13 protein-coding genes are annotated in these 10,706 nt (G+C 62.2%); 12 read left to right on the top strand and 1 reads right to left on the bottom strand.

The genetic code is table 11. From position 1 onward, the window contains the following. Nucleotides 1-92 precede the first annotated feature (92 nt). From AC6EKW_RS05495 to AC6EKW_RS05440, 12 genes are all read left to right on the top strand, one after another. Entirely contained in the window at nucleotides 93-887 is a 795-nt protein-coding gene (locus tag AC6EKW_RS05495; RefSeq protein ID WP_498513869.1) for an IclR family transcriptional regulator, read from the top strand. Then, complete coding sequence (locus AC6EKW_RS05490; RefSeq protein ID WP_498513868.1) at nucleotides 880-1,803, top strand: acetaldehyde dehydrogenase (acetylating); 924 nt, start codon at nucleotides 880-882, stop codon at nucleotides 1,801-1,803. Before AC6EKW_RS05495 ends, AC6EKW_RS05490 begins: the two co-directional genes overlap by 8 nt. Continuing rightward, nucleotides 1,803-2,819, top strand: a complete 1,017-nt coding sequence (gene dmpG, locus AC6EKW_RS05485; RefSeq protein ID WP_420542073.1) for a 4-hydroxy-2-oxovalerate aldolase — start codon at nucleotides 1,803-1,805, stop codon at nucleotides 2,817-2,819. The genes AC6EKW_RS05490 and dmpG overlap by 1 nt, the downstream gene beginning before the upstream one ends. Before the next feature lie 2 nt (nucleotides 2,820-2,821). Beyond that, on the top strand, nucleotides 2,822-3,358 hold the full coding sequence (locus AC6EKW_RS05480) for an FAD synthetase (protein WP_498513867.1): 537 nt from the start codon (nucleotides 2,822-2,824) through the stop codon (nucleotides 3,356-3,358). A 9-nt stretch (nucleotides 3,359-3,367) separates the two neighbouring features. Then, nucleotides 3,368-3,886, top strand: coding sequence for a flavin reductase family protein (locus AC6EKW_RS05475; protein ID WP_498513866.1), 519 nt, complete (start codon nucleotides 3,368-3,370; stop codon nucleotides 3,884-3,886). A gap of 39 nt (nucleotides 3,887-3,925) precedes the next feature. After that, complete coding sequence (gene nrtS, locus AC6EKW_RS05470; protein WP_498513865.1) at nucleotides 3,926-4,249, top strand: nitrate/nitrite transporter NrtS; 324 nt, start codon at nucleotides 3,926-3,928, stop codon at nucleotides 4,247-4,249. Next, a complete protein-coding gene (locus AC6EKW_RS05465; RefSeq protein ID WP_498513864.1) occupies nucleotides 4,209-5,033 on the top strand; it encodes an alpha/beta fold hydrolase in 825 nt (274 codons plus the stop codon). Before nrtS ends, AC6EKW_RS05465 begins: the two co-directional genes overlap by 41 nt. Nucleotides 5,034-5,039: 6 nt before the next feature. Further along, complete coding sequence (locus AC6EKW_RS05460) at nucleotides 5,040-5,846, top strand: 2-keto-4-pentenoate hydratase (protein WP_273888526.1); 807 nt, start codon at nucleotides 5,040-5,042, stop codon at nucleotides 5,844-5,846. Beyond that, nucleotides 5,833-6,630, top strand: a complete 798-nt coding sequence (locus AC6EKW_RS05455; RefSeq protein ID WP_337958760.1) for a 2-keto-4-pentenoate hydratase — start codon at nucleotides 5,833-5,835, stop codon at nucleotides 6,628-6,630. Before AC6EKW_RS05460 ends, AC6EKW_RS05455 begins: the two co-directional genes overlap by 14 nt. Before the next feature lie 90 nt (nucleotides 6,631-6,720). Then, nucleotides 6,721-6,957, top strand: coding sequence for a tautomerase family protein (locus AC6EKW_RS05450; RefSeq protein WP_498513880.1), 237 nt, complete (start codon nucleotides 6,721-6,723; stop codon nucleotides 6,955-6,957). Next, nucleotides 6,954-7,679 carry a 2-keto-4-pentenoate hydratase gene (locus AC6EKW_RS05445; RefSeq protein ID WP_498513863.1) on the top strand — a complete coding sequence of 242 codons (726 nt, stop codon included), beginning with the start codon at nucleotides 6,954-6,956 and terminating at the stop codon, nucleotides 7,677-7,679. The genes AC6EKW_RS05450 and AC6EKW_RS05445 overlap by 4 nt, the downstream gene beginning before the upstream one ends. Before the next feature lie 13 nt (nucleotides 7,680-7,692). Continuing rightward, nucleotides 7,693-9,144 carry an aldehyde dehydrogenase gene (locus AC6EKW_RS05440; RefSeq protein ID WP_273888529.1) on the top strand — a complete coding sequence of 484 codons (1,452 nt, stop codon included), beginning with the start codon at nucleotides 7,693-7,695 and terminating at the stop codon, nucleotides 9,142-9,144. A gap of 46 nt (nucleotides 9,145-9,190) precedes the next feature. Here the strand turns inward: AC6EKW_RS05440 and AC6EKW_RS05435 are convergent, their stop codons facing one another. After that, on the bottom strand, nucleotides 9,191-10,564 hold the full coding sequence (locus AC6EKW_RS05435) for an MFS transporter (RefSeq protein ID WP_498513862.1): 1,374 nt from the start codon (nucleotides 10,562-10,564) through the stop codon (nucleotides 9,191-9,193). Nucleotides 10,565-10,706: the final 142 nt, after the last annotated feature.

Below are 10,706 nucleotides of genomic sequence, written 5' to 3'. Positions count from 1 at the left end.
CTTTTGTTCGTAATTGACGAACAGAGGCATTGCTGCGTTGTACGTACGAGGGTAAGTTTGTCTTGATCGGCGCAAAGGTGGTGTAGGGAAAGGTGCAGACGATACGAAAAGTCGGGCAGATTTTGAACTTGTTCACCGTCGAGGAACCGGAGTGGGGGGTCAGTGAGGTTGCGGTGGCGCTTGGGCTCCCCAAGTCCAGCGTATCGGCGATGATGAGTTCTCTTGCGGATCAAGGGATACTCAAACGTACGGGCGAGCGGAGATACAGGCTGGGGTGGAGGATCATGGCGATGAGCCAGGTTCTCCTGGAGACGACCAGGTTCCGAGATGAAGCCCGGCGGGGCATGGAGCACCTTGCCTCTACTTTTGGGGAGACCGTGCATCTGGCGGCTCTTGAGAGAGGACAGGTCATCTACGTGGACAAGGTGGAGGGGAGACGAGCGAGCCGTGTCGTGGTGACCGCGGTAGGAGGCAAGTTCTACGCTCACGCCAGCGGCGTCGGGAAGGCCCTTCTGGCCTACCGGCCATGGGAGGAGGTGGTCGAGATCCTGGAGAAGGAGGGGATGCCGAAGCTCACGTCGAACACCATCACGACTCTGGAAGAGTTTCGCGAGGAGCTGGAGCTCGTGAGGAAGAGAGGCTACGCCCACGACAACGAGGAGGCGACACCAGAGCTCTGCTGCGTGGCTGCTCCCATAAGAGACTACACCGGTGAGGTCGTGGCCTCCATGAGCCTCTCGGTGCCGGCCTACAGGTTTTGGGAGAGCGAGGAGAAATACAGGAATGCCCTCATGGCGACGGTGTGCCAGGTCTCTCGGAACCTGGGATATGGGAGCAAGTACTACCGTGCGAGCCGAAAGGCAACTAAGGAGGTCGTCAGTGGCTGAAAATGAGAAGGTAAAGGTGGCCATCGTGGGATCGGGCAACATCGGCACCGATCTGATGTACAAACTCCTGAAGGCCCCGGGGCACATGGAGCTGAAGATGGTGGCCGGGATAGTCCCCGAGTCGGAGGGGCTGAGGAGGGCCAGGGAGCTCGGTATAGAGACGACCCACGAGGGGATAGGCCCGGTGCTGGAGGATCCGGAGATAAAGATCGTCTTCGATGCCACAAGCGCCAAGGCTCACGTCAGGCATGCCAAAATGCTCAAGGAAGCTAAGAAGATCGCCATAGACCTCACACCGGCTGCCCGGGGTCCCTACGTGGTGCCGGTGGCCAACCTTACGGAGCATCTGGACAAGGACAACGTGAACATGCTCACCTGCGGGGCGCAGGCGACGACGCCGATGGTCTATGCCGTCTCGCGGGTTACCCCGGTGCTCTACGCGGAGATGGTCTCCACGGTGGCCAGCCTCTCCGCTGGTCCTGGGACACGGCAGAACATAGACGAGTTCACCTTCACCACCGCCAGGGGACTGGAGAAGATAGGCGGAGCCAGGCGGGGCAAGGCGATCATCATCCTCAACCCCGCAGACCCGCCGATCATGATGCGCAACACGGTCTACGTGATACCGGAGGGAGACTTCGACGAGGAAGAGGTGGCTTCCTCCGTGGAGAGGATGGTCGCCGAGGTGCAGGAGTACGTGCCAGGCTATCACCTCAAGAGCGAGCCGGTCTTCGACGAGCGGGAGACGCCCTGGGGGGAGAGGAGGGTGATCATCCTGCTCATAGAGGTAGAGGGGGCGGGAGACTTCCTGCCCAAATATGCTGGCAACCTGGACATCATGACTTCTGCCGCGAGAGGTGTCGGGGAGCAGTTTGCCCGCCACCTTCTGGGCATAAAGAAGGAGGCGGTGGCATGATACGAGCCCCCAGGCTTACGGACACCTCTTTGCGTGACGGTTCGCACGCGATGGCGCACCGGTTCACCAGAGAACAGGTGCGCGACGTTGCGCGGGCGCTGGACGAGGCGGGGGTGCCGGTCATCGAGGTCACCCACGGCGATGGGCTGGCGGGTGCCTCCATACAGTACGGGTTCTCTAAGACGCCCGAGATGGACCTCATCTCCGAGGCTCGCAGCGTTTGTACGAGAGCGAGGATAGCGGCGTTGCTCATTCCGGGCATCGGCACCGTAAAAGAGCTGAAAGAGGCGGCTGAACGGGGTGTGGAGATCGTGCGCATCTGCACCCAGTGCACCGAGGCAGACATCTCCCAGGAGCACTTCGAGATCGCCAAGGAGATGGGGTTGGAGGCGGTAGGCTTCCTCATGATGGCCCACATGAGAGACCCGGAGTTTCTCGTCGGGCAGGCGAAGCTGATGGAGTCCTACGGTGCTGACTGTGTTTACATAGTGGACTCCGCCGGGGCCATGCTACCCGAAGACGCCAGGGAAAGGGTGGCGGCCCTCAAAGACGCGCTGCAGACAGAAGTCGGATTCCACGCCCACAACAACCTGGGACTCGCGATAGGCAACGCCATAGCCGCGCTGGAGGCTGGAGCGGACCAGATCGACGGGTCCCTGAGAGGCCTTGGAGCCGGGGCGGGCAACGCCCAGACGGAGCTACTCGCAGCCGTCTTGGACCGGATGGGCGCCAACCCGGACCTGGACGTATTCGGGCTCATGGACGCGGCCGAGTACATCATCGCTCCGATGATGCCGTTTCAGCCCTTCCCGGACAGGGATTCGATCACCATCGGATATGCCGGTGTGTACTCCACCTTCCTCCTGCACGCCAAACACGCTGCGGAGCGCTTCGGGTTGGATCCGAGGGAGATCCTGGTGGAGCTTGGAAGGAGGCAGGCCGTTGCGGGACAGGAGGATTGGATCCTCGATGTCGCCGTAGAGCTCGCGCACAAGAAGAAACAAGGGGCCGCCTAGAGATGATGGAGGTGTATCCGGACCAGACCCTCAGCCTGCCGGGCTCGGTGATCACGATCGGAGCATTCGACGGGGTCCATCGCGGGCATCAGGCTCTGATCGGTAAGGCTGTGGAGCGGGCCGCGGAGCTCGGTGTGCCGGCGGTGGTGTACACCTTCGATCCTCCACCTCGGGCATATTTTCAAGGTGTGACGGTGCTCACACCGATTGAAGAAAAGATGCGCCGCCTGCAAGAGCTACGACCGCAGTATGTGGTAGTAGCCGGATTTGACGCCGGGTACGCTGCACGCGGCGTGGAGGACTTTCTCGAAGAGCTTGCAGCACTGAACCCTCGTGAGGTCTGGGTGGGGCCGGACTTCAGGTTTGGCCATAAAGGAGCGGGTGACGTGAGCACCCTCTCAGCACGCTTCGTCACCCGGGTTTTCGAGCCGGTTCGGTGCGGGAAGGGGCGGGTGATCTCCTCCAGCAGGGTGCGCCGGCTGCTTGCGCTCGGTTTTAGGCGTGATGCTCGCGCCCTTTTGGGTTGGAACAGCTTGTAAGGAGGAGAAATGGAGCAAAGGACGCAGACCCAAACCAGAATAGACCCCCGCGAGTTTCGCAGGGCGCTCGGGCGTTTTGCCAGCGGCATCACGGTCATCACCACCGTGCACGAGGGCCACGTGCACGGTATGACCGCAAATGCCTTCGTCTCAGTCTCGCTGGACCCGCCCCTCGTCCTGATCTCGGTGGACAACCGGACCTACATGAACCAGCTGCTCCCCAAGAGCAGACGTTATGGGATAAGCATACTGAGCGACGAGCAGGAAGACATCTCGCAACACTTCGCGGGCAGGCCGAAAGAAGGGCTCGAGATTCCGTTCGTCGAGCGCCATGGCATACCTCTTCTGGAAGGAGCACTGGCCCACCTGGTCTGCGGAGTGGTGGACATACATCCCGCCGGAGATCACACGCTCTACATAGGTCGGGTCGAGTACCTGGACTACTCGAACGGGGCCCCCTTGCTCTTCTACACCGGAGCTTATCGGTGCCTGGAGGTGCAGCTCTGGGACCACAGCTATATCTGGTGATGGTCGGAGGCAACCGGCGGCTTCGTCTGGGGTCCGGAGATGAGGTGGTTTCTGACAGAGGCAAGACGGTTTTTGAGAATCTGTCTTCACCCGTCCCATCTCCGACGGACCGGGGCCATTGCGCTCATCGTGGGCACCTGGCTCACCCTGTTCAACCAGGGAGATGTACTCTGGTCCGGTGATCTGGGTGGTGGACTATGGGTCAAGGTGTTGCTGAATTATCTGACCCCTTTTGTGGTGTCCAACCTTGGACTTCTATCCAGAAAACCAGAGAAGGGAAAGAGCGAAGATGGCAGAGCACTTCCAGAGAACCATTCAGACCGTGCCTCACGAGACATACCTCAACCGGGCCGGAGAAGGTAACCCGGAGACGATACTTTTTCTGCACGGTTCTGGCCCCGGGGTGACGGCGTGGTCCAACTGGCAGTTCGCGCTGCCGGCCCTCGGGGATCAATACGATTGTCTGGCCCCCGACCTGGTGGGCTTTGGCAAGAGCGAACACCCCGAAAACCCTCCGAAGGGCATGGAGGGCTGGATGGACGCGTGGGTCGCCCAGATCACGTCCCTCCTGGACCATCTCGGGGTCGAGCGGGCTCATCTGGTCGGCAACTCGATGGGTGGTGCCGTGGCCCTGCACCTGATGCACCGCCATCCGGAGCGCTTCGAGCGGATGGTCCTGATGGGGCCGGTGGGGCCTCCGCACGAGATCACGCACCGTCTGGACAACATCTGGGGATTCTACGAGAAACCCACCGCAGAGCATATGAAGGAACTCATAAACTGGTTCGCCTATGATCCCCAAGCGGCGGTAGGCGAAGATCTGGACAAGATCGCGCAGATGCGCCTGGAAGCGGCCATGCAACCGGAGGTCCGACGCAGCTTCGAGGCCATGTTCCCACCGCCCCGCCAGCAGCACCTGGACGCTTTGGCGCTCCCGGATGGCTCGTACGAGAGGATGCAGAAACCGGTTCTCCTCATCCATGGCCGGGACGACCACATCGTCCCGCTACAGACCAGCATGTACCTGCTGGAACGACTGCCTCGCGTGCAGCTCCACGTCTTCGGGCAGTGCAGCCACTGGACCATGATCGAGTACAGGGACGCCTTCAACCGCCTGCTGGCGGATTTCTTCGGAGAGGAGCTGTAGGGGCCGTTGGTATCCTCGGCGATCGAGAGCCTTGCGCGTCGCCTTCTCGAGGCCGAGCGTGCCTGCAGCCCGATAGACCCGCTCACCGACGAGCACCCGGACCTCACGCTCCAGGAAGCCTACCGTATCCAGGAGGCCGCTCTGGAGGAGAGAGGAGAGCCCCGCATCGGCTACAAGCTCGGCTTCACCAGCGAGGTGATGCGCCGTCAGATGGACATCTCCGGCCCGAACCGTGGTGTGCTGACCAGCTCCATGCAGGTGGATGCGGACGCCGGTCCAATCCCACTGCAGGGACTCATACATCCCCGCGTCGAGCCGGAGGTGGCGCTGCTGATCGAGAGGGATCTCGTCGGTCCCGGTCTGGGCCGCGCAGAGGTCTATCCGGCGGTTCGGTGGGCCTTTGCTGCTCTGGAGATCGTGGACTCCCGCTTCCGAGACTACCGGTTCCGTCTGGAGGATAACACCGCCGACAACAGCTCCGCTGCTCGATTCGTGCTCGGGGGTCCCGTCCACCTTGCTTCGGTTCCTGATCTACGGCTCGTGGGTGTGCTGCTCTGGAGAGACGGTCGTGTCGTGGACGGTGGGATCGGAGCCAACGCCATGGGTGATCCTCTCTCCGCGGTAGTCTGGCTGGCGAACAGCCTGGGGGAGGCGGGAGGGGTTCTCGAAGAGGGGAGCATAGTGCTGACCGGGGGGCTGACGCGGGCGCACCCCGTCGGTGCGGGAGGGACCTTCGTGGTCGAATCTGGTGGCCTGGGAACGGTCAAGACACACTTCGTTGATGGAGGAGAGGGTGAAGATGCAGACCGCTGATATAGATACGGTGCGATTGGCCAGGGGCCTTTTCGAAGCCTTCGAATCAGGGAAGGCGATCCCACCTCTGACGGGGTCGCATCCCGAACTGGGGGCTGAGGGGGCATACCAGATCCAGCAGGAGCTCGTGCGTTTGCACGAGGAGGCGGGAAGGAAGATCGTAGCCCGCAAGGTTGGCCTCACCAGCAAGGCCATCCAGCAGCAGATGGGAGTCGACCAGCCGGACTACGGTGTGATCTTCGATGAGTTCGTCTTCGAGAACGGCACCGCCCTGAAGATCGGCTCGAAGCACATGGTTCAGCCCAGGCTGGAAGCGGAGCTGGCGTTTATCCTGGAGACCGAGCTCAGAGGACCCAACGTTACGGTAGCTCAGGTACTGGCCAATACGCGTGGTGTCCTGCCGGTCTTCGAGGTCATAGACAGCCGCATCGAAGACTGGAGGATAAAACTCGCGGACACCATAGCGGACAACGCCTCCGGGTGGGGGCTGGTGATGGGTGAGGTGCTCACCAGCCCGAGCGGAATAGACCTCGAGACCGTAGGTCTCGTGATAGAGCGCGATGGAGAGGTGATGGCGACCGGGGCGGGAGCCGCGGCTCTGGAGCACCCGGCGAGGGCGGTGGCGTGGCTGGCCAATACGCTTGCAGGATACGGAGAGAGCCTGCCGCCCGGAGAGCCCATTCTATCCGGGTCGCTCACAGCGGCCGTAGACGCTGTTCCAGGCCGGTACAGGGCTCGTTTCGGCGAAGGACTCGGCAGCGTGGAACTGGTGATGACGGCATGAAGGAGGGGCCGAAATCCTCTCCATTCGCAACGAGAAGAAGGACCCGTTTCCCGAAAGGTCCCCAGCCGGCAACCTTGGGTATCGAGGAACATCGGACTGACGGATCCCGGACGGAGGTATAGAGCGTTGCTGGTTTTGAGGGTAACCATGATGGAAGGCCGCACGGCGGAACAAAAGGAACGTTTGATCGCGAAGCTATCGTCGGCCGCGGCGGAGCATCTCGATCATCCCCTGGAAGAAGTGAGGGTGGCCATCTACGAAGTTTCTAAGCAGGAGTGGGGTATAGCAGGTCGCTCGGTGGCGAGCCGCGAGAAGGAGGGGGCGTGAGTTTGATCCGGAATCGGTGGGCGTTGCTGGAACGAGTCAAAGAGGCCAGAGAATCGAGGAGCACCACCAGCGGAAGAGTCTACGATCTCGATCTGGCAGATGCCTACCGCGTGCAGGGGGAGCTCGCGGGGGGACGTGAGATCGCAGGGTACAAGCTGGGTTTGGTGAGCTCCGCCAAGCAGGTGCAGATGGGTCTGGAGTCTCCCATTTATGGTCGGGTCTATCCGGAGATGATCCTGAGGAGCCCGGTGAGCCTCAGGCGTTTCATACAGCCCAAGATGGAGCCCGAACTGGCCTTGAGATTGGGGGATGATCTCCCCCCCGGAGCCTCCTTAACGGGAGAATGGACTGCTGCGGGGGAGGTGTTCCTGGCCGTAGATTTCCTCGACAGCGTATGGGACGGTTACAAATTCACCCTTGCGGAGGTCGTGGCGGACAATACCTCAGGCGGCGGATTTTTGCTGGGAGATAAGCCGCTCGATCCTTCTCCGGAGGACGAGCTGCGGATGTACCTGGACGAAGATCTGGTCTCTGAAGGCCCGATCGAAGCGTTGGGCGATGTCTCGGCGCACCTCTCCTGGCTGGCGAGAGAGGTTGGAGGACTAGAGGCGGGTCAGATGATCTTCCTGGGATCTCCCGCCGCTGCCGTCGAGGCGAGGCCCGGAACCCTCGAGTTGCGGGGGCCCAAAGGGAGCGTTCTGAGCGCAGAGATAGAGAAATAGGAGGTATGTATCCATGCAGAAGCCCTGGTTCGAGGTGGAACATTACATAGATGGAGAGTTCGTAAAGGGAGAGAATCGTTTCGAGGTCTTCTACCCGGCCACGAACGAGGTTATAGGGACCGCCCCCGAGGGCAAGAGCTCGGAAGTGGACGCTGCAGTCGAGGCGGCGCGGAGGGCATTCGGGAAGTGGGGGCGTACCCCGGCGGCCGAGCGACGCAGGGTGCTGCACGCCTTCGCCGATGGCATCCGGGCTCACGAAGAGGAACTGGCGCGGGTGGAGAGCTGGGACGTGGGGCGTCCGATCCGGGAGAACATCCACGGCTACATCCAGCGCGTGGCGGCGAACATCGAGTTCTTCGCGGACTTCGTGGTCACGCACGGGAGCGAGGCGTACCCGATGGACACAGGCTACGTCAACTACGTGCTGCACCGGCCCGTGGGCGTGGCCGCCCTGATTACACCCTGGAACGTTCCCATGCTGCTGGAGACCTGGAAGATCGGACCAGCGCTCGCGTTCGGGAACACCGTGGTCCTAAAGCCCGCGGAGCTCACGCCGATCGGGGCCTGGAAACTGGCCCGGATAGCCCACGAAGTGGGTCTCCCGCCCGGCGTCTTCAACGTGGTGCATGGGTTCGGCCCGGACTCTGCGGGGGCCTTCCTGACCGGGCACCCGGACGTGGACCTCGTCTCCTTCACCGGCGAGACGACGACCGGGAAGGCGATCATGAAGAACGCCGCCGATACCCTGAAGAAGCTCTCCTTCGAACTCGGGGGCAAAGGGCCGAACATCATCTTCGCCGACGCCGACCTGGAGCAGGCGGTGGAGATCAGCATACGTTCTTCTTTCTTCAATCAGGGTGAGTTCTGCCTTGCGGGACCGCGCATCCTGGTGGAACGTCCGGCCTATGATGGGTTCGTCGAACGCTTCGCGGAAGCGTCGAAGGGTCTGCGTCCTGGGGATCCGATGAACCCGAAGACCGTTTTGGGCTCGCTCATCTCGCCCGAGCATCTGCAGAAGGTGAAGGGGTTCCTGGATGAGCTTCCCTCGACGGCGGAGGTGGTGCTCGGCGGCGAACGTCCGGATTTGGGAGATCCTTTCGACGGGGGCAACTACCTGAACGCCACGATCGTCGCCGGAACCAGGCCCGAGGACAGGATCTGCCAGCAGGAGGTCTTCGGTCCCGTGGTAACGGTGATGCCTTTCGACGAAGAAGAGGAAGCGGTGGAGATCGCCAACGGGGTGAGCTACGGTCTCTCCGCGGTCGTGCAGACGCGGGATCTGGGTAAGGCGGTGCGCGTGGCCGATGCGGTTGAGGCCGGGACGGTCTGGGTCAACGACTTCTTCGTGCGCGACCTGCGGGTGCCCTTCGGCGGTATGAAGCAGAGCGGCATCGGGCGCGAGGGCGGAATCTACAGCCGCGAGTTCTTCACGGAGGCCAAGACCGTATGCTTGAGCAACCGGTAGAAGCGTGGGGTTGTCGATGAAAAGATGAAGATGAGAGGTGAACCTTTCACCGCCGGATGGTCGCCAGCTCCTCTTCGTGGTTTTTGAGCTTGGTGGAGAGGGCGGTGATGATGAGGGCCACAGCTCCCAACACCAGAAACGCCGCTTGAAAGCCCGTGGTCCCGCCCCCGGTGGAGGTGGCGACCGCGCCTATGACCGCTCCGCCGGTGAGCTGACCGATGCTGGTGAAGACGGTGAGTAGCCCCTGGGCGCTCGCCTTCTCCGAGGGGCCGGCTTCGCCGAGCATGATGTAGCGCAATGGTGCACCGAGTACGCCGGCGAGCCCGAAACCGACCAGGACCGAGGCCGCGAAGTATCCCGCGAGGCTCGTCGCGAAGAAACCTATTCCCACCATGCCCGCCGTGAGCAGCGCGGCGCTCACGAAGACCACCGCCCTTGAGCCCATACGGTCCAGCAGGCGCCCTACTACGGGAGAGCCCATACCGAGGGCGATCATCATGGGCAGCAGCATGAAGCTGGCGGTGGAGTGGGAGACCTCGAAGGCCGACTGCGCCATCGAGGGGAAGAATACCGCCCCGGCCTCACCGAGTCCGGCCCCTATCGCCAGGGTGGAGGCCAGGACGACCTGTCTGGAGCTCAGCAAGTCCACGCGTACCACGGGATCCTTCGCGCCACGCTCGACGTACCAGAAGGCCGGGGCGAGCCCCAGCGCGAGGAGCAGCGGGAGCCAGACCTGCACCGAGGTGAGGCTCGTGAAGAGGCTGCGGGCGTTTATCTCGCTCAGGCCGAATACCACAGCCCCCAACAGGACCCCGAGCACCCCCATGCCGGCGAGATCGAAGGGTCTCCTCGTCGCCGGCCTGCCATCCTGCAGCAACCTGAGGGCAGACGCCGCCAGGATCGCGGCTACCGGCACGTTGATTATGAACAGCCAGTGCCAGCTCGCCAGCAGCAGCGCACCTCCCAGGACCGGCCCTACCAGAAAGGCGATCCCGAAGACCGAACCGAGCAACCCGAGGGCCCGGCCCCGTCTCTCAGGAGGGAAGACCTCCCCGACGACCGCGGTCGCCACCGGGAAGATGCCCCCGGCGCCGAAACCCTGCATCGCACGCCCCACCAGAAGCATCCAGAACGAAGGTGCTGCAGCAACGGCGATGGACCCTACGCCGAACAGGGCCACGTCTGCCACGTACACCGCCCGGCGTCCCACACGGTCCGCCAGCTTCGACATCAACGGCACGCCGACGACGTTGAACAAGACGTAGATCGTAAATACCCACGCCAGATCCTTCGCGCTCACACCGAAGGACTGCCCTATCGCCGGTAGCGCAGGACCCACGATCGCTATGTCGAGAGCCCCCATCAAAACCCCGAAGAACAACAGCAGGAGTACCCGACCGGGTCTCGTCCCCTTGGCCACACCAACCTCCTCTTCGTCTCCGAAAGGTACGTCCCTTATGTAGTCATATATGACTAGTCAAATTTGACTATATTATACGCGGGGAGTCGGATAGTCAAAAGTGTCTAATATGGGTGTGACTGAAACGAGCCTGCCGACGTTG

It is taken from the genome of Rubrobacter sp. M3-4, assembly GCF_059772285.1.
The sequence above is the reverse complement of the archived record's forward strand: the minus strand, read 5'-3'. Positions and strand labels throughout refer to the sequence as shown.

Excerpts from the sequence above, each read along its gene's own strand:
- AC6EKW_RS05475 (WP_498513866.1), top strand. The coding sequence starts at position 3,368 with ATGGAGCAAAGGACGCAGACCCAAACCAGAATAGACCCCCGCGAGTTT.
- AC6EKW_RS05480 (WP_498513867.1), top strand. The coding sequence starts at position 2,822 with ATGATGGAGGTGTATCCGGACCAGACCCTCAGCCTGCCGGGCTCGGTG.
- nrtS (WP_498513865.1), top strand. The coding sequence starts at position 3,926 with ATGAGGTGGTTTCTGACAGAGGCAAGACGGTTTTTGAGAATCTGTCTT.
- AC6EKW_RS05440 (WP_273888529.1), top strand. The coding sequence starts at position 7,693 with ATGCAGAAGCCCTGGTTCGAGGTGGAACATTACATAGATGGAGAGTTC.
- AC6EKW_RS05455 (WP_337958760.1), top strand. The coding sequence starts at position 5,833 with ATGCAGACCGCTGATATAGATACGGTGCGATTGGCCAGGGGCCTTTTC.